The organism is Micromonospora sp. bgisy143, from assembly GCF_057708145.1.
In genome coordinates this window covers 131,617-153,548 of sequence record NZ_JBYIRN010000017.1, presented here as the reverse complement: position 1 = coordinate 153,548, position 21,932 = coordinate 131,617, and the positions used below count along the sequence as shown (strand labels likewise).

Below are 21,932 nucleotides of genomic sequence, written 5' to 3'. Positions count from 1 at the left end.
CCCCCCCCCCCCCCCCCCCCCCCCCCCCCCCCCCCCCCCCCCCCCCCTCTGCGCGGGACGCCGCCGACGCCGAGTCCCGTACCGGTGAGCCGGGGATCGGCGGCATCTCCGGCGCCCGGGCGTACACCCCGCGGGGGCGGACGGTCCGTGAGGAGCGCGGCACGCCCGCGCGCGGCGGGAACGCCGAGCAGCGGCGTACCCCTCGGGGCAGCACCCGGTCCGGCGATCCGTTCCGGCCCGCGTTGCAGGTGCTCGACGGCGGCCGGGCCGCCGCCCGGTCCGGCCGGCGGGACGCTCCGGCGGCCGGTCGCGGCGGTGTCGTGCGCACCGTCGCGCCACGGACCCCGCGCGGCGTGCCCGGAGACGTGCCGCCGCCGCGTCGCCGCACCACGCCGCGCGCGCCCGGTCGCGGCGACCGTCCGGCGGCCCGCCGGCCCTCCCGCAAGCCGCCCCGCCCGCCGAAGCTCGCCGACCCGCGGCTGCGGCTGCGCCTGGGCACCGTGCTCACCCTGGCGCTCTTCGTCGTCATCGGGGTGCGGCTGATCTTCCTGCAGGCGGTCGACACCCCCGCCTACGCCGGTGGTGGCGTCGCCGACCGGACCCGCACGGTCGAGCTGCCCGCGCCGCGCGGCGCGATCTACGACTACCGCGGTGAGCCGCTGGCCCACAGCGTCGAGGCGCGGTACGTGTTCGCCGACCCGACGCTGATCGAGGACCGGACCAATCCTGGCTGGATCGGCGCCGACGCCACCGCGAAGGCGCTCTCCCCGCTGCTCGGCATCCCGGCGTCGAAGCTCGTCGAGCTGATGAAGCCCCGCAAGCTGGAGAACGGCAACGCGTCCCGCTTCGAGTACCTGGCCAGGGGGGTGGAGATCCCGACGGCCAAGCAGGTGCTGGCGCTGGACCTGCCCGGCATCGGCGTGCACCGCGACGAGCGCCGTGAGGTGCCCGGCGGTGACCTGGCGGCCAACCTGATCGGCTTCACCAGTCAGGACATGGACGGCCTGGAAGGGCTGGAGGCCCGCTACGACGACCTGCTCTCCGGGCAGGACGGTCGGCGGGTGTACGAGGCCGGCCTCGGTGACCTCGCGGCGCCGATCCCGGGCGGCTACAGCAAGACGACTCCGGCCAAGCCGGGCAGCTCGATCACGCTCACCATCGACCGTGACCTTCAGTTCCGTTGCCAGCAGGTCCTCAGCGCGGGGATGGCGGGGCAGCGCGGCGCGACCGCCGCCGCCGTGGTCATCGACGTCGCCACCGGCGAGGTACGGGCCCAGGCCAGCCACCCGACCTACGACGCGGCGAAGCCGACCCCGAGCGATCCGGTCGCCCGGGAGGACGCCGCGACGAGCTTCGTGGTCGACCCCGGGTCGGTGCACAAGGCGATCACCTACGGCGCGGCGCTCCAGGAGGGGGTGATCACGCCGGACACCACGCTGCCGATCGCGAACAGCATCAAGATGGGCGACACCTGGTTCTCCGACACACACCCCGCGAACGGCAAGAAGATGAGCATTCCGGGAATGCTGGCCTTCTCGTCGAACGTCGGCGCGATCACCGTTGCCGACAAGCTCGGCCGGGACCGGCTGATCGACTACCAGAAGCGGTTCGGGCTGGGGCAGCCCACCCGCGAGGGCCTGCCCGGCGAGGCCAGCGGCCGACTGCTGCCGGCCGAGGAGTGGAGCGGTTCGTCGTACGGGTCGGTGCCGATCGGGCACAGCGTTGACGCCACGCCGTTGCAGATGGCCGCCGCGTACGCCGCGATCGCCAACGACGGCACGTACGTGCAGCCGCACCTGGTCAAGGAGACGATCGGCCCGGACGGCAAGCGCACTCCCGCGCCCGCCCCCGTCACCCGCCCCGTCCTCAGCCCACAGAACGCGGCGGCGCTGCGCACCATGCTGGAGGCGGTGACGACCGTCGAGGGGGCGACCGGCACCCTGGCCGCGGTCCCCGGTTACCGGGTCGCCGGCAAGACCGGCACCGGCTGGCGTCTGGTCGACGGCAAGAAGCAGCCCGGTGAGGTGTCCTCCTTCATCGGCATGGCCCCCGCCGAGAAGCCCCGGTACGTGATCGCCGTCTTCGTGTACGCCCCCGGTGGTGGCGGCGCGGCCATCGCCAACCCGGCTTTCCGGGAGATGATGCAGTTCACGCTGCGTCACTACCGGGTGCCGCCGTCCCCGAGTGGTTCCGCACCGAAGTTCGTGGTCTATCCGCGCTGAGCAGCGGAGGCGCGCCATCATCGGTGAGTGCCGACGAACCACCGGGGCGGCTGTGCGGCCGGAACCGGACGACCGGGTAGGGTCTGACGCCGTGCCCGGCAATCCACGTCCACGTACCGTGACCGGCGTCCGGCTCGGTGACCTCGCCGTCCGGCTCGCCGTCGACCTGCCGGCGGACGCCGCCGACGTGGTCGTCACGGGTGCCACCCACGCCAGTCAGGACGTCCGCCCCGGCGACCTGTACGCGGCCCTGCCCGGCGCCCGCCGGCACGGCGCGGAGTTCGCCGTCGGCGCGGCCGAGGCCGGCGCGGTGGCCCTGCTGACCGACCCGGCCGGCGCGGAGCTGGCGGCGGCGAGCGGCCTGCCCGCGCTGGTGGTGCCCGACCCGCGCAAGGTGCTCGGCGAGCTGGCCTCGGCCGTGTACGGCGACCCGACCGCCGACCTGACCGTGATCGGCATCACCGGTACGGCCGGCAAGACCTCCACCGCGTACCTGGTCGAGTCGGGGCTGCGCGCCGCCGGACACACCACCGGGCTGATCGGCACGGTGGAGACCCGCCTCGGCGATCTGGTGATCGACAGCGTGCGGACCACCCCGGAGGCGACCGACCTGCACGCGATGCTGGCCACCGCCCGCGAGCGTGGGGTCACCGCCGTCGTCATGGAGGTCTCCAGCCACGCCCTGGCCATGGGTCGGGTCGGTGGGGTGCGGTTCGCCGTGGGCGGGTACACCAACTTCGGCTCCGACCACCTGGACTTCCACGCCGACAGCGCCGACTACTTCGCCGCCAAGGCGCAGCTCTTCGACGGTCGGTGCGCGGTCGAGGTGCTCAACCGCGACGACCCGGCGCTCACCCCGCTCTACAAGCCGGCGACGGTCAGCTACTCGGCGGCCGGCGACCCCACCGCGACCTGGTGGGCCGACGGCGTCGACGGCGAGGGGTACGCGCAGCGGTTCACCGCCCACGGCCCGGACGGCGTGCTGGTGTCCGCCGGGGTGGCGCTGCCCGGCCGGCACAACGTGGCCAACGCGCTGCTCGCCATCGCCGCGCTGGTGGGCGCGGGGGTGGACCCGCGGACCGCCGCCGACGGCGTGGCCGCCTGCGGTGGCGTGCCCGGTCGCCTGCAACTGGTCGACGTCACCGGTCCGGTACGCGGGGTCGTGGACTATGCGCACAAGGCGGACGCGATCGTGGCGGCGCTGGCCGCGCTGCGTGAGCTGAGCGCCGGACGCCTGATCTGTGTGATCGGCGCCGGCGGGGACCGGGACCGGGGCAAGCGGCCGGTGATGGGCGCCGCCGCCGCCGAGGGAGCCGACGTGGTGCTGGTAACCGACGACAACCCGCGTACCGAGGATCCGGCCGAGATCCGCGCCGAGGTGCTCGCCGGGGCGTACCGGGCCGGCACGGCCGCCCGGATCATCGAGGTGGCCGGTCGCCGGGACGCGATCGACGAGGCGGTCCGCCTGGCCGAGCCGGGCGACGTGATCGCGCTGCTCGGCAAGGGTCACGAGCGCGGCCAGGAGGTGGCGGGCCAGGTGTTCCCGTTCGACGACAGCACGGAGCTGGCCGACGCGCTGCGGGCCCGCTTCTCGGACCGGGCGGGTCAGCGGTGATCGCGCTCACCCTGGCCGAGGTGGCCGCGGCCGTCGACGGGCGGCTCGCCGCCGCCGACCCGGACAGCACCGTCACCGGCTCGGTCGAGTTCGACTCGCGCAAGGTCGGGCCCGGTTCGCTCTTCGTGGCGTTCCCGGGGGAGAAGGTCGACGGGCACGACTACGCGACGACGGCCGTCGAGGCCGGCGCGGTGGCCGTGCTCGGCACCCGCGAGGTGCCCGGGGTGCCGATGGTGCTTGTCGACGACGCCCTGACCGCGATGGGTCGGCTGGCCCGCGCGGCGGTGGCCCGGCTGCCCGAACTGACCGTGATCGGGGTGACCGGCTCGTCCGGCAAGACCACCACGAAGGACCTGATCGGCCAGCTCACCGCCCGGCTCGGCGCCACGGTCGCGCCGCCCGGCTCGTTCAACAATGAGCTGGGTCACCCGTACACGGCTCTGCTGGCCGGGCCGGACACCCGTTACCTGGTGATGGAGAAGGGCGCGCGGGGCATCGGGCACGTGCGTTACCTGTGCGAGCTGGTGCCGCCGCGGATCTCGGTGGTGCTCAACGTCGGCACCTCGCACATCGGCGAGTTCGGCTCGCAGGAGGCCATCGCCCAGGCCAAGGGCGAGCTGGTCGAGGCGCTGCCGGCCGACGGGCTGGCGGTGCTGAACGCCGACGACCCCCGGGTGGACGCCATGGCGAGCCGCACCCGGGCGCGGGTGGTCCGTTACGGCGAGGCGGCGGACGCCGACCTGCGCGCCGAGGACGTCACGCTCGACGAGCGGGGACACCCGTCGTACACCCTGGTCACGCCGGAGGGGCGGGCCGCCGTGCGGCTCGCGCTGACCGGCCGTCACCAGGTCGGCAACACGCTCGCCGCCGCCGCGGTCGCCCGCGAGCTGGGCATGCCGCTGGCCGAGCTGGCCACGGCGCTCGGCGAGCTGGGGCTGAAGTCCACCCGGCGGATGGACGTCTTCGACCGACCCGACGGGGTCACGGTCATCGACGACTCGTACAACGCCAATCCGGCCTCGATGGCGGTCGCCCTCCGGGCGCTCGCCAGCCTCGGTCGGGGGCGGCGTACCGTCGCGGTGCTCGGTTACATGGCCGAGCTGGGCCCGTTCGAGCGCGACGGCCACGCCGAGGTCGGCCGGCTCGCGGCCGAGCTCGGTGTCGACCGGCTGCTCGTGGTGGGCGAGCCGGCCGCGCCGATCCACGAAGGCGCGACAGCGGTAGCGAACTGGGGAGGAGAGTCGGTGCTGCTCACCGATCAGGCGGCGGCCGTCGAGGTGCTGCGGGGCGAGCTGGGGCCGGGCGATGTCGTCCTGGTCAAGGGCTCGCGGTACCGGACCTGGGAGGTGGCCGACGCCCTGCGCGCCGACGCCGCCGGGGAGGCCAGTCGATGAGGGCCATCATCGTCGCCATCGGGGTGGCCTTCGTCGTCTCGCTGTTCTGCACCCCGATCGCGATCAAGGTGTTCACCCGGCTCAAGGCCGGCCAGCCGATCCGGACCGACGGCCCCGCCATGCACCAGGGCAAGAAGGGCACGCCGACGATGGGCGGCGTGGTCTTCATCCTGGCCACGGTGATCGCGTACGTGGCCGGCCACCTGGCCCTCACCACGCTGCCGGACGCGCAGATCGCCCAGGTGGAGCCGACCATCACGGCGCTGGTGCTGCTGGGGCTGATGGTGTTCTCCGGCGCGGTGGGCTTCCTCGACGACTTTCTCAAGGTGCGCAAGCGCAACAGCGCGGGCCTCAACAAGCGCGGCAAGCTGCTCGGCCAGATCCTGGTCGGCGCGGTCTTCGGGGTGATCGCCCTGTGGTTCCCGAGCACGATGACCGATGCGACGGGTAAGGCCACCAACACCCAGACCGTGGGCAGCACCACGCTGAGCTTCATCCGGGACATCGACTTCCTGGAGGTCAGCAAGGTCGGCGCGGTGATCATCTTCATCTTCGTGGTGATGGCCGCGACGAACGGCGTCAACCTCACCGACGGCCTCGACGGCCTGGCCACCGGCGCGTCGGTGATGGTGCTCGCCGCGTACGCGCTGATCGCGTTCTGGCAGTACCGCCACTGGTGCGCCGACCCGAGCTACACCCAGCCGTACTGCTACGAGGTCCGGGACCCGTTGGAGATCGCGCTGATAGCCGGGGCCGCCGCCGGGGCCTGTGTGGGCTTCCTGTGGTGGAACACGTCCCCGGCCCGGATCTTCATGGGCGACACCGGCGCGCTGGGGTTGGGCGGTCTGATCGCCGGCATGGCGATGTCCACCCGCACGATCCTGCTGCTGCCGATCATCGGTGGGCTCTTCGTGATCATCACGATGTCCGTGGTGATCCAGATCATCTCCTTCCGGACCACCGGAAAACGGGTGTTCCGAATGTCCCCCCTTCAGCACCACTTCGAGTTGGCCGGTTGGAGCGAGGTCAACATCGTGGTCCGGTTCTGGATCATCGCCGGCATCGGCGTGGCCATCGCCCTGGGCCTGTTCTACAGCGAGTTCCTCGCCAACATGACCTGACCGCCCCGACCCCGCCCCGCCCCGGCCCGCCCAGGTGCAGGCCGGGGCGGGCGTGTCGCTGGGTACGAGCGGGGACAGGGACGGGGTGGCCCGGGTGGTCGCAACGTCCTTTGCTCTGCTTCAACGGACGCGACACTTGCGGGACCGAACTGTTGCGTGGGTTGAAGCAGAGCAAAGGACGCGGTGGGGACGGCCGCCCCCGGCCGCCCCCACCGCCGCGCGCACTGCCCGACACGCCCGGTGCGGCGTTGTGGACCTGTCGGGCGCGCCGAGCGGTGATGATGTCCGGGTGGGGGAGGAACGAGACACCGAGGACAGGACAGTCGGCCGGCCGCGCCGGCCGCCCACCGTGGAAGCGGGACGCGGCGCGGAGGCCGGCAAGCAGCCGGACGAGACCCGCGGCGCGGAGCCGGGTGCGGTACGGCGGGACGTGGCAGCGGATACGCCGGCGCCGCTGCGCGGGCTGGACGCGGCCGGTGGCCTGGCCGCGCTGCGGGGCCTGCTGGACCGACCGCTGGCGTCGTACTACCTGCTGCTCTCCAGCGCCGGCCTGCTGCTGCTCATCGGGCTGACCATGGTCTTCTCGGCGACCAGCGTGAAGGACTACGCCGAGGACGGCAACGCCTCCGCGTCGGTGACCAAGCAGGCCATCTTCGCGGTGATCGGCATCGTGGCGTTCTGGGCGTGCCAGCGCCTGCCCGCCAGCACCTACCGCGCCCTGGGCCGGCCGCTGCTGGTCACCTCGGTCGTGCTGCTGCTGCTGCTCAACCTGCTGGTGGCCTACGCCCGACTCACCAACCAGAAGTCGGCCGGGTTCGGTCCGGTCGAGGCGCGGCTGAACTGGCTGTTCATCGGCGGCATCCAGGTGCAGCCGTCCGAGTTGGCCAAGTTCGCCCTGGTGCTCTGGGGTTCGCACGTCATCGCCCGCAAGGGGGCCGCGCTGGGCTGGTGGCGGGAGCTGGCCACCCCGCTCTTCCCGGTCATGGGCCTGCTGTTCGTCCTGGTCGGCTACAACGACACGGGCACCATGCTCTGCCTGCTGGCGCTGGTCGTCGGCCTGCTCTGGGCCGCCGGGGTGCGCGCTCGGGTCTTCGGCGCGCTGACCGTGATCGGTCTGCTCGGCGTCGGCCTGCTCATCGCCGTGGCCTCGCTGGGCGCGGGGTCCGGCGAGCGCGGCGCGGACAACTACCGGCTGGCGCGGCTGACGTCGTTCATCAACCCACCCGACCCGCAGGAGTGCAAGCTCGACGGCTGCCTCCAGCTCTACCAGGGCCGGCTGGCCATCGAGCACGGCGGCTGGTTCGGCGTCGGCCTGGGCAAGAGCAGCCTCAAGTGGGACTGGCTGCCCGAGGCGCACAACGACTTCATCTTCGCGATCATCGCCGAGGAGTTGGGCGTGATCGGCTGCGTGGTCGTGCTGAGCCTGTTCGCGGTTCTCGCGTACACCGGTCTGCGGATCGCCCGGCGGGTCGACGACCCGTTCCGGCGGCTCGCCGCCGCCGCCGTGACGACCTGGCTGGTGAGCCAGGCGGTGATCAACATCGGTGGGGTGGTCGGGCTGCTGCCGATCACCGGCCTGCCGCTGCCGTTCATCTCCGACGGCGGAAGTGCCCTGGTCGTGACGTTGGCGGCGATCGGAATGCTGGCGTCCTTCGCCCGCGCCGAACCCGATGCGGCCAGAGCACTGCATGCCCGTCCGCCGGCCCGGTGGGTCCGACTACTCTGGGCCCCGTTGCCGCCGCTTCCCGGCCGGCGTCGCCGACCGGCGACGCCACCGGCGGCCCGAGGGCCCGTGCCCCGGTCGCGGGAGCGGCGGAAGGACGACCAGGCCGCGCCGCGCGGTGTCCGGCAGGGCCGGAGCCGGCAGGGTACGGCGAGCGAGAGGAGACGCTGATGGGTCCGCTGCGTTCGGTGGTGCTCGCGGGAGGTGGCACCGGTGGGCACGTCTACCCGCTGCTCGCCTTCGCCGACTGCCTGCGCCGACACGACCCGGGCGTCCGGATCACCTGTCTCGGCACACCCAAGGGCATGGAGAACGACCTGATCCCGCCGCACGGCTACGACCTGCGGCAGATCCCGGCGTACCAGCTGCCCCGCTCGGTGAACATGAACCTGGTCCGTACCCCGGGCCGGATGTGGACCGCGGCCCGCGCGGCGGGCAAGGTGATCGACGAGGTGCAGGCCGACGCCGTCGTCGGCTTCGGCGGGTACGTCTCGGTGCCGGCCTACCTGGCCGCGTGGCGGCGCGAGCTGCCGATGGTGATCCACGAGGTGAACGTGCCGCCGGGCGTCGCCAACCGGCTCGGCATGAAGTTCACCAAGAACGTCGCGGTCGGTTTCCCGCATCAGCCGAGCCAGGCCGAGTCGCTGCGGGACGCCACCGTGGTCGGTGTGCCGCTGCGCCGCAGCATCGCCTCGCTGGACCGGTACGCGATGCGCAACGCCGCCCGCGCCCGGTTCGGCCTCCGTCCGGATCTGCCGGTGCTCTTCGTGGCGGGTGGCTCGTCCGGCGCCCGCTCGGTCAACCTGGCGGTCTCCGGCGCGGCCAAGGAACTGGCCCGCAACGGTGTGCAGGTGCTGCACGTGATGGGCGCCCGCAATGAGCCGGTGCCGATCCCCACCGACCTGCCGGTCCCGTACGTGACGTTGCCGTACCTGTCCGAGATGGAGCTGGGCTACGCGGCGGCCGACCTGATGCTGGCCCGGGGCGGGGCGATGACGGTCGCCGAGGTGGCCGCGATCGGCCTGCCGACGATCTTCGTGCCGTACCCGCACAGCAACCAGGAGCAGCGGCGCAACGCCCTGCCCGTGGTGGAGGCCGGCGGCGGTCTGCTCGTCGACGACGCGGAGCTGACCCCGGACTGGCTGGAGCGGGCGGTCATCCCGCTGATCCGCGACCCGCAACGGCTGTACGCGATGGGCGCCGCCGCGTCCGCCTACGGGCGGCGTGACGGTGACGAGGCGCTGCGCTCGTTCGTCCTCGAGGCGGTGGCCCGATGACCGCCCAGTTCACCCCGGCCGGCACGCTGACCGCCGAGGACCTGGGCGCGGTGCACCTGATCGGGGTGGGCGGGGTGGGCATGCTCGGCGTGGCCCGGCTGCTGCTCACCCGGGGCATTCAGGTCTCCGGCAGCGACCTGCGCGAGTGGCCGTCGCTGGCGGGTCTGCGGGCGCTGGGCGGCACCATCTACCTCAGCCACGAGGCGTCCAACCTGGACGGGGTGGACACCGTCGTCTACTCCTCGGCCATTCCGAAGGACCACCTGGAACTGGTCGAGGCCCGACGTCGCGGCCTGCGGGTGCTGCACCGCTCGGAGGCGCTCGCGGCGGCGATGACCGGCCGCCGGGCGATCGCGGTCGCCGGCACGCACGGCAAGACCACCACGACGTCGATGGTGACGATGGTGCTCCAGCAGGCCGGGGTGGACCCGTCCTTCGTGATCGGCGGGGAGATCTCCGAGGTCGGCTCGGGCGCCCACCACGGCACCGGCGAGCACTTCGTGGTCGAGGCCGACGAGAGCGACCGCTCGTTCCTCATCTACCGCCCGTACGTCTCGATCATCACCAACGTCGAGCCGGACCACCTGAACACCTACGGCGACTACGCGACGCTGGAGGCGGCGTTCGCGGAGTTCGCGCGCCTCACCGACCCGAACGGGTTCATCATCACCTGCGCCGACGACCCGGGCGGCCGGCGGCTGGCCGCGACCCTGCGCGCCGAGGGACGGCGGGTGTTCACCTACGGCGCGGCCGAGGACGCCGACCTGCGACTGACCGAGATCGCCTCCTCCGCGCGCGGGGTGCGCTACCTGGCCGCGATCGACGGACGGTCGCTGGGCGAGTTCCGGCTGCCGGTGCCGGGCCGGCACATGGGGCTCAACAGCGCCGCGGCGGTGCTGACGGCGTACCTGCTCGAACTGCCCCTCGAAGCGGCGGAGGCCGCGCTCGCGGTCTTCCCCGGCGTGCGGCGGCGCTTCGAACGCAAGGGCGTCGCGGACGGCGTGCTGGTCTACGACGAGTACGCCTACCACCCGACCTCGATCACCCTCGCGTTGCAGACGCTGCGCGAGGTGGCCGGGGACGGGCGGCTGATCGTCGTCTTCCAGCCGTACCGGCTGTACCGCACCCGCGACAACCAGGCGGAGATCGCCGAGGCGCTGGCCATCGCCGACGAGGTGGTGCTGCTGGAGGTCTTCGGGCCGGGCGAGCTGCGTCAGCCCGGCGAGGGTTCGGCGGCGCTGATCGCTGCGGTGGACCTGCCCGCCGACCGTAAGGTGTTCGTCGACTCCTGGGAGGCCGTGCCGGGCGAGGTGGTCCGTCGGGCCCGTTCGGGCGATGTCGTGGTGACCATGGGCGCCCCGCCGATCTCGCTGATGGGGGACGAGCTGCTGGCCGCCCTGGGGGCGCGTACCGCCGACTCCGCGCCGACCGCGACGGTCGACCCGCTGGCCACCACCCCGGCGATCGGCCGGCCGGTGCCCGGCGGGTCCACCGCCGGTGGCGACGGGGCGGCCCTCGGCGCCGCCGCACCGGACGGCGCGGCGCCCACGGTCGGATGAGCCCCGGCCCCGCCCGCGGGCGGACCAGCCCGTCCGACGGCGGCGCCCCGCGGCGCGGTCCGGTCCGGCGGTGGCAGCTGGTCCGGGCCGGCAGCGACGCGGTGCCGGCGTCGACCCGTCGGTTCATGGCCCGCGCCCGGCAGCGCCGGATGCGGGCGGCGTTGCCGTGGGCGGTGGCCGCCGGGGTGTTGGCGCTGCTCGGACTTATCGCCTGGACGGTGCTCGGCACCGGCCTGTTCGGGGTCCGGTCGGTCACCGTGCAGGGCGCCAAGCTGGTCACCGACGTGCAGGTGCGCGACGCGGTGGGGGTCGCCGACGGGGTGCCGCTGGCCCGGGTGGACCTCGCGGCCGCCGCCCGTCGGGTCGGTGGATTGGCGCCGGTGGAGCGGGCCACCGTGTCACGGGACTGGCCGGGCACGCTGGTGGTGAAGGTGACCGAGCGGACGCCCGTGGCGGTGGTGCCGCAGGCGGACGCGTTCGCCGTGATCGACCGTACCGGCGTGGCGTTTCAGACGGTGGCCCGCCGTCCGGCCGGGCTGCCGCTGGTGCGGGTGGTCCGGCCCGCCGCCGCCGACCCGGACACCCGGGCCGCGCTGGAGGTCCTCGGCGCGCTGACACCGCAGTTGCGGGCCGAGCTGGTGGACGTGAGTGTGGAGGGTCTGGCCCGGATCAGCCTGCGGCTGCGGGGTGACCGCACCGTCGTCTGGGGCGACGCCACGCGGAGCGCGGACAAGGCGCGGGTGGCCACCGCTCTGCTCGGTGAGGACAGCGAGCGGATCGACGTGAGCGCGCCGGACGTGGTGACCTTCCGCTGACCGGGTGGGTGGCCGGGGACGTGACGAGTCGCGCTCCGGTCGGCGACACGCCGATCGGGTCCTTGGCTCATCGCGCGGCGGCGCTTACGTTGCCCCGAAGAGGATCAGTGGTTGACATAACTGTAAGCCTCTAGTAGAGGGTGAGGGTTCACCTCTGATCCTCGCTGGTGGCGCTGTCGTCGGCCGCTGGGCTGGCCACGCCGTACCCGGTCGGCCGAAGCCAATCTCGAAGGGAAAGGACCGGAGATGACACCTCCGCACAACTACCTGGCGGTCATCAAGGTCGTCGGCATCGGGGGCGGCGGCGTCAACGCCGTCAACCGGATGATCGAGGTTGGGCTCAAGGGCGTCGAGTTCATCGCGATCAACACCGATGCCCAGGCGCTGCTGATGAGTGACGCCGACGTCAAGCTCGACGTCGGCCGCGAGCTGACCCGCGGGCTGGGCGCGGGCGCCAACCCGGACGTGGGCAAGAACGCCGCCGAGGACCACCGCGACGAGATCGAGGAGGTGCTCAAGGGCGCCGACATGGTCTTCGTGACCTGCGGCGAGGGCGGCGGCACCGGCACCGGCGGCGCGCCCGTGGTGGCGAACATCGCCCGCAAGCTCGGCGCGCTGACCATCGGCGTGGTGACCCGGCCGTTCTCGTTCGAGGGCAAGCGCCGTCAGGTGCAGGCCGAGTCGGGGATAGACGAGCTGCGTAACCAGTGCGACACCCTGATCGTCATCCCGAACGACCGGCTGCTGGCGCTCGGCGACCGCAACATCAGCATGATGGACGCGTTCCGCACCGCCGACCAGGTGCTGCTCTCCGGTGTGCAGGGCATCACCGACCTGATCACCACCCCGGGTCTGATCAACCTGGACTTCGCCGACGTCAAGAGCGTGATGAGCGGCGCGGGCAGCGCGTTGATGGGCATCGGCAGCGCGCGCGGCGAGAACCGCGCGGTCGAGGCGGCCGAGGCCGCCATCTCCAGCCCGCTGCTGGAGCAGAGCATGGACGGCGCGCGTGGTGTGCTGCTCTCCATCGCCGGCGGCTCCGACCTGGGCCTGTTCGAGATCAACGACGCGGCGCAGCTGGTCACCGACGCGGCCCACCCGGACGCCAACATCATCTTCGGCGCGGTCATCGACGACGCGCTCGGTGACGAGGTGCGGGTGACCGTCATCGCGGCGGGCTTCGACGGTGGCACGCCGGCGTACAAGGCGGCCGAGTCGCCCCGCAAGACCAACACCAACCAGCCGGCGCCGCAGACCACCCCGGTGCCGCCGCCGGCCACCCTGCCGGCACCGACGCAGTCGCCGCGCCGGGTGCTCTTCGACGACGTCGACGTGCCCGACTTTCTCAAGAACGGCTCCTGAGCGCCGCCGATGACCGACAGCTCAGCCACGGTACGACCGGACCGGCGCGCCGAACTCGCGGCCGGTCTGGCGACGGTACGGGCCCGGATCGCCGAAGCCTGCGGCCAGGCGGGCCGGGACCCCGCCGACGTCACGATGATCGCCGTGACCAAGACGTACCCGGCCGGGGACGTGGTGGCGTTGGCCGGCCTCGGGGTGACCGACATGGGGGAGAACCGCGACCAGGAGGCCGCCGGCAAGGCGAACGAGGTGGCCGCCGCCGGAGTCCGTCCACGGTGGCACTTCATCGGGCAGTTGCAGCGCAACAAGGCCCGTTCGGTGGTCCGCTACGCCGACGTCGTGCACTCGGTGGACAGCGTACGGCTGGCCCGGGCGCTGGACGGGGCGGCGGCGCAACGGGACCGGCCGCTGGACGCTCTGGTGCAGGTGAGCATCGACGGTGACCCGGCGCGGGGCGGCGCGCTGCCCGGGTCGGCCGACCCGGAGTCCGGCCTGGACACCGTCGCCGCGGCGGTCGCCGAGGCGACCACGTTGCGGCTGGCCGGCCTCATGGCGGTCGCGCCGCTGGGCTGGCCGCCGGACCGGGCCTTCGCCCGCCTGGCCGAGATCGCCGAGGCGTTCCGGTCGGTCCACCCGGGAGCGACAGCGTTGTCGGCCGGGATGAGCGGCGACCTGGAAATCGCGATCCGCTACGGCGCGACACATGTCCGCGTCGGTAGCGCGTTGCTCGGAATGCGTCCCACGCTGCGGTAGCCTGACCGCCAGACAGGCAAATTACATCAGTGTTGTTTCAGGGGCGGCCGATCCTGTGGGGGTCGTGACACGCGACGCGAATCGCGTGTCGGGGATTGCCGTCCCGGTCCGATGGGCATGGTTGTCCACTCGCGACGGGCGACATGGCACGGGGGCGAGTGCCGCACGGCGGACGGAAGGGCGCGGGATGGGTGCACTGCGCAAGGCGGGGGTCTGGCTCGGTCTCGTTGAGGAAGACGACGAGCGGGCCTACGACGACGGTGACTACGACAAGGGTGGTTACCGCGACTCGCGCTACCGGCAGAGCCGGTACGCGGAGGAGTTCGCCGACGAGGACGACGACGACACCGAGGAGCCGCCGGCTCCCCGGCCGCGGGCGAGCGAGCGGGGCCGGCTCTCCGAGCGGTCGACCGGGCGGGCCGCCGAGTCCGACCGTGGTGACACCGAGCGTCCGGAGCGGGCCGAGCGGTCCAGCGTACGGTCGATCACCCGGTCCACGGCGAACGAGACGTCGGGCGCGCTGACGTACCACACGCGCGACAACCTGGCGCTCGCGCCGCAGGCCGTGACGCGGGAGCGCGTAGTCGTGCCCGAGGAGGAGCAGCGCTACCAGATCACCACCCTGCACCCGACCACCTACCGGGAGGCGCGCACCATCGGTGAGCACTTCCGCGACGGCGTACCGGTGATCATCAACCTCACCGAGATGGACGAGGCCGACGCCCGCCGTCTGGTTGACTTCGCGGCCGGCCTGGCGTTCGGGCTGCGCGGTACGATCGAGCGCGTGACCAATCGGGTGTTCCTGCTCTCACCGGCCAATGTCCAGGTCACCGCTGAGGACAAGGCCAAGATCGCTGAGGGCGGTTTTTTCAGTCTGAGTTGACCCCGCCCGACCCGAGGGACGTCGCTGACCGTGTTGTCGATCTTGCTGCAAGTGTTGTACCTGGTCCTTTATGTCTTCCTGCTTCTTCTTCTGTCCCGGTTCGTGTTGAGCGCCGTCCTGCAGTACGGCCGCCGGTGGCAGCCGGGGCGCGGAGCGGCCGCAGGACTGGAATCCGTGTGGAGCGTCACTGATCCCCCTCTCAACGCGTTGAGGCGTGTGATCCCTCCGCTGCGAATTGGTACCGTGAGCATCGACCTGGCCTCCCTTGTGCTCCTGGTTATCCTGTTCGTGCTGATGGAGTTCGTGTTAGGGCCGTCGATCAGGGCATCTGCCTGATGACCGACGCGCTTTCGCGGCCGCAACTGACCCGAGGAGTTTCGATGCCGCTGACCCCGGCCGACGTCCACAACGTCGCCTTCAAAAAGCCGCCGATCGGCAAGCGGGGGTATGACGAGGAGGAGGTCGACGCCTTCCTGGACGAGGTCGAGCGCGAGCTCGCCCGTCTCATCGAGGAGAACAACGAGCTGCGCGCCCAGGTGGAGCGCGGCGGCCGTGGCGGTGCCCCCGCCGGCCCCGGCGGCGACGCCCGACTGGCGGCGGAGCTCAACGACGTCAAGGCCCAGCTCGACCGGGTCCAGCGCGACAAGTCCGCAGCCGAGCAGGCCGCCCGCGCCATGCAGGCCGAGCTGGAGCAGGTCCGCGCGACCGGCGGTCCGGCCGGCGTCACCGGTGACGGTGAGCAGCAGGCGCTGCGGGTGCTGATGATGGCCCAGCGCACCGCCGACGACCACGTGTCCGACGCGCGCCGCGAGGCCGACCAGCTCCTGTCCGAGGCGCGGAGCAAGGCCGAGGAGGTGACCCGCGAGGCTCGTGCGAAGGCCGACGCCCTGGAGCGGGACGCCCGCCAGCGGCACCAGGAGGCCATGGGCGGCCTGGACGCCAAGCGCACGGCCCTGCAGAAGCACATCGAGGAGCTCAAGCAGTTCGAGCGTGAGTACCGCACCCGGCTCAAGGCGTACCTGGAGAGCCAGCTGCGGGACCTCGACGGTCGTGGCCAGGGCCTCGAAGCCGAGATGACCCGCTCCGACGCGGGCCGGGTCGCCGGCGGCAACGGACTGGCCGCGGCGGGGCTCGCCGGCTCGTACGGCGGCGGGCGCTCCGGCGCCCTCGAAGCCGGACGCTGAGCACCGGCCGGCGATCGCTCTCCGAGATGGTGACGGTCGCCGGCCCCGCCTGGACGGTACGACGCGGCAGGGGTGAGCCGTGATAGTCGCGAGTCTCCTGCTCATCCTCGTCGCCGTGGTGCTGCTGGTCTTCGGTCTGGCCGGGGGCTCCAGCATTCTGTTGACCATCTCCATCGCGGCCAGCCTGCTGGCCGCCGTGGCGTTGGTGGTGGGCGCCCGCCAGGCAGCCGCCAACCGCGCCGCGGCGGACCCCGGCCGGATCGGTCCGCGAGACCGCGGGGCGTTCCGCTCCGCCGGTCCGGCCGGATCGGGTGTTCCGTACGGAGCACCGCTGGCCGAGCCGGACGTGCCGGTCCAGCACGTACCTTCGACGGTCGCTGACGGCGGCACCGGGTGGCGGCAACCACCCGAGCCGCCGTCCGACCCCGAGCCGGCGTACGACGTGTCCGCGCCGTACCAGCCGGAGACGGCCGACGGCGGTGCACGGTCCTCGCCGGTCAGTCCGGCGCCGTTCGTGCCCCGGGCCGACGAGGCGTACCGGGCCGACGCCGTGGCCGCCGACGCGCTGGCCGACGAGCCCGCCGAGCAACCGATCACCCCCGCCGAGGCGGCCCGCATCGCCCGGCTGCCCGACCCCGTCGAGGTGGTGGACGGGCGGCCCCGCTACCACCTGGCCGCGTGCCCGCACCTGATCGGTCGGACTCCGGAGACACTCCCGGTCGCCGAGGCCGTCGAGCTCGGCTTCACGCCGTGCGCGGCGTGCACGCCGGCCACCGCCCTGCTCATCGACGCCCGGCCGATCTGAAGCCGTGCCGGTGCCCCCGCAGGACGCGCTCACCGTGGCGGTACGGGTGAAGCCGGGCGCCTCCCGGGACGCCGTCGGTGGTCGCTTCGACGGCCCGCACGGCCCCGCCCTGGTGATCGCCGTCCACGCCCCGGCGGTGGACGGTCGGGCGACCGAGGCGGCCCGCCGCGCCCTCGCCGCCGCGCTGGGCGTCCGGCCGGCCACCGTGTCGCTGCGGACCGGCGCGGCCAGCCGGGACAAGCTCTTCCTCGTCGACCGGCCCGCCCCCGAGCTGCCCGACGTGCTGCGCCGACTGCGCGACGGAGCCGCGGGGTGAGGACCGCCCGGGCCCGGCTACCGTGACGCCCGGGCTGGACATCGCGCTGCTGCTCGGCGCGGCCGTGCTGCTGGTGGCGGTCGGCGCGGTCCGGCTCTCGACCCGCCTCGGGGTGCCCAGCCTGCTGGTCTACCTGGCGCTCGGCGTGGCCATCGGCGAGGCCGGGCTCGGCATCCGCTTCGACGACGTCGACCTGACCCGGACCCTCGGCTTCTGCGCGCTGATCGTGATCATCGCCGAGGGCGGCCTCACCGCCCGGTGGACCACGCTGCGTCCGGTGCTCGCGCTGGCGTCCGCGCTCTCCACGGTCGGCGTGGTGGTCAGCATCGTGGTGGTCGGGGTCGCCGTACACCTGCTGCTGGGTCTGGACTGGCGACTGGCGCTGCTCTACGGCGCGGTGCTCTCCTCCACCGACGCGGCGGCGGTGTTCGCCACCCTGCGGCGGTTGCGGTTGCCGCCCCGGCTGGTGGCCACCCTGGAGGCCGAGTCCGGCATGAACGACGCCCCGGTGGTGCTGCTGGTGGTGCTGCTGTCGCACCGGGGTCTGACCCATCCGTGGTGGTACGAGGTCGCGCTGGTCTGTTACGAGCTGGGCGTCGGCGCGGCGGTGGGGGTGGGCGCGGGCCTCGCCGGCACCTGGGCGCTGCGCCGGGCGGCGCTGCCCTCGGCCGGGCTGTACCCGATCGCGGCGGTGGGGATCACCGTCCTGGCGTACGCCGCCGGCGCCGTGCTGCACGCCTCGGGCTTCCTCGCCGTCTACGTGGCGGGGGTGCTGCTGGGCAACGCCCGGCTGCCGCACCGGCAGGCGATCCTCGGCTTCGCCGACGGGTTGGCCTGGCTCGCGCAGATCGGGCTGTTCGTCCTGCTCGGGTTGCTGGTCGCGCCGGGCCGGTTGGACGCCGCGGTGCTGCCGGCGGTGGTCGCCGGCCTGGCGCTGGTGCTGCTGGCCCGGCCGCTGTCGGTGGCCGTCTCGGCGTTGCCGTTCCGGGTCGGCCTGCGGGAGCAGGCGTTCCTGTCCTGGGCCGGGCTGCGCGGGGCGGTGCCGATCGTGCTGGCCACCATCCCGCTCTCGCAGCGGGTGCCGGGCGCGGAGCGGCTCTTCGACGCGGTCTTCGTGCTGGTGGTGATCTTCACGCTGGTGCAGACCGGCACGCTCGGCCCGCTCGCCCGCCGGCTGGGGACCACCGCGCCGGCCGAGGCCACCGAGATCCACGTGGAGACCGCGCCGCTCGAGCGGATGCGCGCCGACCTGTTGCAACTGGAGGTGCCGCCGGGCTCCCGGCTGGCCGGCGTGCACGTCGACGAGCTACGGCTGCCGGTGGGCGCCTCGGTGACCCTGGTGCTGCGCGACGGGGTGGGCTTCGTGCCCGGCCCGGACACCCGGCTGAAGACCGGCGACAGCCTGCTGATCGTCGCCACCGGTGGGGTGCGGGACGCCGCCGAACGGCGGCTGCGGGCGGTCAGCCGACGGGGTCGGCTGGCCCGATGGTTTGGCGAGTACGGGGATGAAGCGGTCGGTTGATCTGCTAGCGTTCCCTTTGCCCCAGTTAGGCAGAGCTAGGGGCGGTTGAGCGGTACGACGGTGCGCCACGTTGTCGGACGCCTGTACGTTCCGTATTCTTGCCAACCTCGGGAGTGCGCGGCCATTGTCGCCGTGCGCCCCTTTTCGTACTCAGGGACGCCTTGGTCGGCGTCCCTGACCAGGTGCCGCGACCGCGCGGCTCCCCGGCCGAGGGAGCGACCCATGGCGAAGCCAGCCGACACCAGGACCGCCGGCCGTAAGCCGGTGGCCAAGGCCACCCGCAGCGCGGCGGAGACCGAGAAGATCCGGGCGGCGCTGGCGGCGCGGCGGGACGAGCTGCGCGCCGAGTACGATCAGACGCTGAGCGAGATCACCGAGCTGCAGCGCGATCGGTTGACGGACTCGGCCGGGGACGACCAGGCCGACACCGGCACCAAGACGTTCGAGCGGGAGCAGGAGATCTCTCTCGCCAACAGCATCCTGGAACGGATCACGCAGGTCGAGCGCGCCCTGGAGCGCCTCGACGAGGGTGGTTACGGCTGGTGCGAGCGGTGCGGCAACCCGATCCCGGTCGAGCGCCTCGCCGCCTTCCCGTCGGCCACCCTCTGTGTGACGTGCAAGCAGTTGGAGGAGCGGCGCTGACAGCCCGGTCCCCGTCTGCGACGAGACGGTGAGCGATCACCGCCGAGACACCTCGATGGGGAGCGCATGACCGCAGCACCGCCCGCCGAACCCGGCCGCACCGACCCGGACGGCGGTAAGCCCCGGCCCCGGGCTGTCGCGATCCTTGCCGGGGTGGCCCTGGTGGCCCTGCTGGCCGACCTGGTGACCAAGCACCTCGCGCTGGCCACCCTCACCGACCGCGAGCCGGTCCGGGTGCTGGGCGGGCTGGTCTACTTCAGCCTGACCCGCAACAGCGGCGCCGCCTGGAGCATCGGGGCGGACTACACCTGGGTGTTTCCGCTGATCACCATCGGTGTGGTCGGCTGGATCGTCTGGATGGCACTGCGACTGCGGTCGCTGCCGTGGGCGATCTCCCTCGGCCTGGTGCTCGGCGGCGCGCTGGGCAACCTGATGGACCGGATCTTCCGGGCGCCCGCGCCCTTCCACGGGCACGTCGTCGACATGATCAGCGTCTTCGGGCCGTACGGCGAGTACTTCCCGGTGTTCAACCTGGCCGACAGCTCGCTCGTCTGCGGCGTGGTGCTGGCCGTGCTGCTCGAACTGACCGGTCGTCAGCGCGACGGCCGACGGGCCGGCGGTGTCGGTGCCACCAAGGACGCGGACGCCACCGCCGACGCCGAGCAGCGGGAGCGGGCATGACCTCCGCCTTCGCCGCCGGCGGCGACCACCGTTCCCTGCCCGTACCCGACGGTCTCGACGGCATGCGCCTGGACCAGGCGGTGTCCCGGCTCTTCGGTCTCTCCCGGACCGCCGCGGCCGCCCTCGTCGACGCCGGCGACGCCCTGGTGGACGGCGCTGTCCGAGCCAACTCGCACAAGGTCAAGGCCGGCTCCTGGCTGGACGTCACGCTGCCCGCGCCGGTCGCCCCGCCGACCGTGGTGCCGCAGGCGGTGCCGGGCCTGCGCGTCGTGTACGCCGACGACGACATCGTCGTGGTGGACAAGCCGGTCGGCGTGGCCGCGCATCCCAGCCCGGGATGGACCGGCCCGACCGTGATCGGCGCGCTCGCCGCGATCGGCCACCGCATCTCCACCAGCGGCGCGGCCGAGCGCCAGGGCGTGGTGCACCGCCTCGACGTGGGCACCACGGGGATCATGGTGGTGGCCAAGAGCGAGCAGGCGTACACCGCGTTGAAGCGGGCCTTCAAGTACCGCGAGGTCGACAAGGGTTACCACGCCGTGGTCCAGGGTCACCTGGACCCGCTGCGCGGCACCGTCGACGCGCCGATCGACCGGCACCCGACGCACGACTACCGCTGGGCCGTGGTGTCCGGCGGCAAGCCGAGCATCACCCACTACGACACGCTGGAGGCGTTCCCCGCCGCCAGCCTGGTCGACGTCCGGTTGGAGACCGGCCGGACCCACCAGATCCGGGTGCACTTCTCCACCCTGCGGCACCCCTGCGTGGGTGACCTGACGTACGGCGCCGATCCCACCCTCTCGGCCCGTCTCGGCCTGGCCCGTCAGTGGCTGCACGCCCGCGAACTGAGCTTTTTGCATCCCCGTTCGGGGGACGAGGTCCGGTTCGTCAGCGACTACCCTGACGATCTGGAACGTGCGCTTGAGATCCTGCGTGACTAGAGCGGCGACCACCATCGATCTGACGAGGGGATCCCGCCCGTGCGCGCCGGCGACCTGCTGCGGCAGCTGGACCAACGGCTGCTGCCGCCGTTGACCCGGGCGGTGGCCCGGCTCGGTGACACCCCGTCGCGGTCCGGCGTGCTCACCTGGGCCGCGGTGCTCTCCGCGGCGGCGGTCCTGGGCACGGCCGTCTGGGCCGTCGACGACGCCCCGGTGAGCGACCAGACGGTGGGTGAGGTGACCCGGGTCGGGGTGGCCGACGGCGACTCCGTGCCCGGCTACGTCAGCTCCGCGGCGGCCGACCTGGCCGCCCTGGGCCCGACCGCCGAGGCCACCGGGGACGGGACGTACGCGCTGGTCACGCTCGACGCGTACCTGCCGCCGCAGCGACTGGCCACGGTGCTCGGCGATGTGTCGGTCTCGACCGTCTTCGGGCGGGTCCCGCTGCCCGGTCGGCAGACCGAGATCGTCCGTCTCCCCGCCCTGCGGGTGCCCGACGACGTGGTCGCCCAGATGGAGCGGGTGGCCGCCCGCAAGGACGGCGAGGCCGCCGACTACCGGGCGCGGGCCGCCGCGGTGCGCGGCGACGGCGCCGCCGAGCGCGAGCTGCGGGAGCGGTACGTCGTCGACGCCGACGTGGCCAGCGCCGAGGCCCAGGCGTACCGCGCCGGCTGCGCCTGTGTCTACGCGGCGGTGGTGCGCGCCGCGCCGGAGACGCTGCGGCGGGTGGCCACCCGCCCGGACGTGCGGGCCGTCGATCCGGCGCCCGAGGTGTACCGGCTCGACCGTACGGTCTTCACGCCGCCGCTGCCCGAGCAGCGGGACGTGGTCCGCCCGCCGGCCGACACCGGGCCGAGTCCGACGCCGACGCCGCGCGCGAGCGGCGGGTCGACGTCGAGCACACCGCGACCGCCGGTGCCGATGGGCGAATCGTCGGAACCCGCACCGCTCGTAACGATTGCGTCACCCGAGCCGACCCCGGCGCAGGCCACCGAACCGGCCCCGCCGACTGTCACCACCTCCCCGGACGCGTCCGACCCCGGGTTGCTGGCCACCTCCCCGCCGTGATCTAGGCCGGGCGGCGTGCGTCCGCAGGTGTGGTCCGAATAGGGTTTGG

Annotated in this window: 20 protein-coding genes; all 20 read left to right on the top strand. The window is 73.3% G+C overall.

Translation table 11 applies throughout. The features are described 5' to 3' along the window. Positions 1 to 95: 95 nt before the first annotated feature. Positions 96 to 2,222, top strand: a complete 2,127-nt coding sequence (locus AC3EN4_RS20525; RefSeq protein ID WP_435207371.1) for a peptidoglycan D,D-transpeptidase FtsI family protein — start codon at positions 96 to 98, stop codon at positions 2,220 to 2,222. Between the two features lie 52 nt (positions 2,223 to 2,274). Next, a complete protein-coding gene (locus AC3EN4_RS20520) occupies positions 2,275 to 3,837 on the top strand; it encodes a UDP-N-acetylmuramoyl-L-alanyl-D-glutamate--2,6-diaminopimelate ligase (protein WP_435207366.1) in 1,563 nt (520 codons plus the stop codon). Further along, the gene (locus AC3EN4_RS20515; protein ID WP_422736065.1) at positions 3,834 to 5,231 is read left to right on the top strand and encodes a UDP-N-acetylmuramoyl-tripeptide--D-alanyl-D-alanine ligase; all 1,398 of its coding nucleotides are present in this window, start codon (positions 3,834 to 3,836) and stop codon (positions 5,229 to 5,231) included. Before AC3EN4_RS20520 ends, AC3EN4_RS20515 begins: the two co-directional genes overlap by 4 nt. Further along, complete coding sequence (gene mraY / locus AC3EN4_RS20510; RefSeq protein ID WP_422736064.1) at positions 5,228 to 6,352, top strand: phospho-N-acetylmuramoyl-pentapeptide-transferase; 1,125 nt, start codon at positions 5,228 to 5,230, stop codon at positions 6,350 to 6,352. The genes AC3EN4_RS20515 and mraY overlap by 4 nt, the downstream gene beginning before the upstream one ends. Positions 6,353 to 6,833: 481 nt before the next feature. Continuing rightward, the gene (locus AC3EN4_RS20505; RefSeq protein WP_435207370.1) at positions 6,834 to 8,246 is read left to right on the top strand and encodes an FtsW/RodA/SpoVE family cell cycle protein; all 1,413 of its coding nucleotides are present in this window, start codon (positions 6,834 to 6,836) and stop codon (positions 8,244 to 8,246) included. Then, positions 8,246 to 9,352 (top strand): undecaprenyldiphospho-muramoylpentapeptide beta-N-acetylglucosaminyltransferase, encoded by a 1,107-nt coding sequence (gene murG / locus AC3EN4_RS20500; RefSeq protein ID WP_435207365.1) that lies wholly within the window; start codon positions 8,246 to 8,248, stop codon positions 9,350 to 9,352. Before AC3EN4_RS20505 ends, murG begins: the two co-directional genes overlap by 1 nt. Further along, positions 9,349 to 10,911 carry a UDP-N-acetylmuramate--L-alanine ligase gene (gene murC, locus AC3EN4_RS20495; protein ID WP_435207364.1) on the top strand — a complete coding sequence of 521 codons (1,563 nt, stop codon included), beginning with the start codon at positions 9,349 to 9,351 and terminating at the stop codon, positions 10,909 to 10,911. Before murG ends, murC begins: the two co-directional genes overlap by 4 nt. After that, the gene (locus AC3EN4_RS20490; RefSeq protein ID WP_435207363.1) at positions 10,908 to 11,726 is read left to right on the top strand and encodes a cell division protein FtsQ/DivIB; all 819 of its coding nucleotides are present in this window, start codon (positions 10,908 to 10,910) and stop codon (positions 11,724 to 11,726) included. Before murC ends, AC3EN4_RS20490 begins: the two co-directional genes overlap by 4 nt. A gap of 246 nt (positions 11,727 to 11,972) precedes the next feature. Then, the gene (ftsZ, locus tag AC3EN4_RS20485) at positions 11,973 to 13,088 is read left to right on the top strand and encodes a cell division protein FtsZ (RefSeq protein WP_421472313.1); all 1,116 of its coding nucleotides are present in this window, start codon (positions 11,973 to 11,975) and stop codon (positions 13,086 to 13,088) included. Between the two features lie 9 nt (positions 13,089 to 13,097). After that, positions 13,098 to 13,841 carry a YggS family pyridoxal phosphate-dependent enzyme gene (locus tag AC3EN4_RS20480; RefSeq protein ID WP_435207362.1) on the top strand — a complete coding sequence of 248 codons (744 nt, stop codon included), beginning with the start codon at positions 13,098 to 13,100 and terminating at the stop codon, positions 13,839 to 13,841. Between the two features lie 187 nt (positions 13,842 to 14,028). After that, positions 14,029 to 14,724, top strand: a complete 696-nt coding sequence (locus AC3EN4_RS20475) for a cell division protein SepF (protein ID WP_422736059.1) — start codon at positions 14,029 to 14,031, stop codon at positions 14,722 to 14,724. Positions 14,725 to 14,754: 30 nt separating this feature from the next. Further along, on the top strand, positions 14,755 to 15,060 hold the full coding sequence (locus AC3EN4_RS20470; RefSeq protein ID WP_355049471.1) for a YggT family protein: 306 nt from the start codon (positions 14,755 to 14,757) through the stop codon (positions 15,058 to 15,060). Between the two features lie 44 nt (positions 15,061 to 15,104). Continuing rightward, entirely contained in the window at positions 15,105 to 15,908 is an 804-nt protein-coding gene (locus AC3EN4_RS20465) for a DivIVA domain-containing protein (RefSeq protein ID WP_435207361.1), read from the top strand. A 79-nt stretch (positions 15,909 to 15,987) separates the two neighbouring features. Further along, complete coding sequence (locus AC3EN4_RS20460) at positions 15,988 to 16,713, top strand: hypothetical protein (protein WP_435207360.1); 726 nt, start codon at positions 15,988 to 15,990, stop codon at positions 16,711 to 16,713. A gap of 4 nt (positions 16,714 to 16,717) precedes the next feature. Continuing rightward, positions 16,718 to 17,029, top strand: a complete 312-nt coding sequence (locus AC3EN4_RS20455) for a DUF167 domain-containing protein (RefSeq protein WP_422736057.1) — start codon at positions 16,718 to 16,720, stop codon at positions 17,027 to 17,029. 22 nt (positions 17,030 to 17,051) lie between these two features. Continuing rightward, positions 17,052 to 18,551, top strand: coding sequence for a potassium/proton antiporter (locus tag AC3EN4_RS20450; RefSeq protein WP_435207359.1), 1,500 nt, complete (start codon positions 17,052 to 17,054; stop codon positions 18,549 to 18,551). A gap of 222 nt (positions 18,552 to 18,773) precedes the next feature. Next, complete coding sequence (locus AC3EN4_RS20445) at positions 18,774 to 19,193, top strand: TraR/DksA family transcriptional regulator (RefSeq protein ID WP_007463005.1); 420 nt, start codon at positions 18,774 to 18,776, stop codon at positions 19,191 to 19,193. A 66-nt stretch (positions 19,194 to 19,259) separates the two neighbouring features. Beyond that, positions 19,260 to 19,874: a signal peptidase II gene (gene lspA / locus AC3EN4_RS20440; protein WP_422736055.1), complete on the top strand. Its 615-nt coding sequence runs from the start codon at positions 19,260 to 19,262 to the stop codon at positions 19,872 to 19,874. After that, positions 19,871 to 20,815, top strand: a complete 945-nt coding sequence (locus AC3EN4_RS20435; protein WP_421472306.1) for an RluA family pseudouridine synthase — start codon at positions 19,871 to 19,873, stop codon at positions 20,813 to 20,815. The genes lspA and AC3EN4_RS20435 overlap by 4 nt, the downstream gene beginning before the upstream one ends. A gap of 39 nt (positions 20,816 to 20,854) precedes the next feature. Continuing rightward, positions 20,855 to 21,883 carry a hypothetical protein gene (locus AC3EN4_RS20430; protein WP_435207358.1) on the top strand — a complete coding sequence of 343 codons (1,029 nt, stop codon included), beginning with the start codon at positions 20,855 to 20,857 and terminating at the stop codon, positions 21,881 to 21,883. The last annotated feature ends 49 nt before the right edge of the window (positions 21,884 to 21,932 follow it).

Bases quoted from the DNA above. Each gene is read 5' to 3' on its own strand.
- murC (WP_435207364.1), top strand. From the start codon at position 9,349: ATGACCGCCCAGTTCACCCCGGCCGGCACGCTGACCGCCGAGGACCTG.
- AC3EN4_RS20480 (WP_435207362.1), top strand. From the start codon at position 13,098: ATGACCGACAGCTCAGCCACGGTACGACCGGACCGGCGCGCCGAACTC.
- AC3EN4_RS20445 (WP_007463005.1), top strand. From the start codon at position 18,774: ATGGCGAAGCCAGCCGACACCAGGACCGCCGGCCGTAAGCCGGTGGCC.
- murG (WP_435207365.1), top strand. From the start codon at position 8,246: ATGGGTCCGCTGCGTTCGGTGGTGCTCGCGGGAGGTGGCACCGGTGGG.
- ftsZ (WP_421472313.1), top strand. From the start codon at position 11,973: ATGACACCTCCGCACAACTACCTGGCGGTCATCAAGGTCGTCGGCATC.
- AC3EN4_RS20435 (WP_421472306.1), top strand. From the start codon at position 19,871: ATGACCTCCGCCTTCGCCGCCGGCGGCGACCACCGTTCCCTGCCCGTA.
- AC3EN4_RS20475 (WP_422736059.1), top strand. From the start codon at position 14,029: ATGGGTGCACTGCGCAAGGCGGGGGTCTGGCTCGGTCTCGTTGAGGAA.
- mraY (WP_422736064.1), top strand. From the start codon at position 5,228: ATGAGGGCCATCATCGTCGCCATCGGGGTGGCCTTCGTCGTCTCGCTG.
- AC3EN4_RS20490 (WP_435207363.1), top strand. From the start codon at position 10,908: ATGAGCCCCGGCCCCGCCCGCGGGCGGACCAGCCCGTCCGACGGCGGC.
- AC3EN4_RS20465 (WP_435207361.1), top strand. From the start codon at position 15,105: ATGCCGCTGACCCCGGCCGACGTCCACAACGTCGCCTTCAAAAAGCCG.
- lspA (WP_422736055.1), top strand. From the start codon at position 19,260: ATGACCGCAGCACCGCCCGCCGAACCCGGCCGCACCGACCCGGACGGC.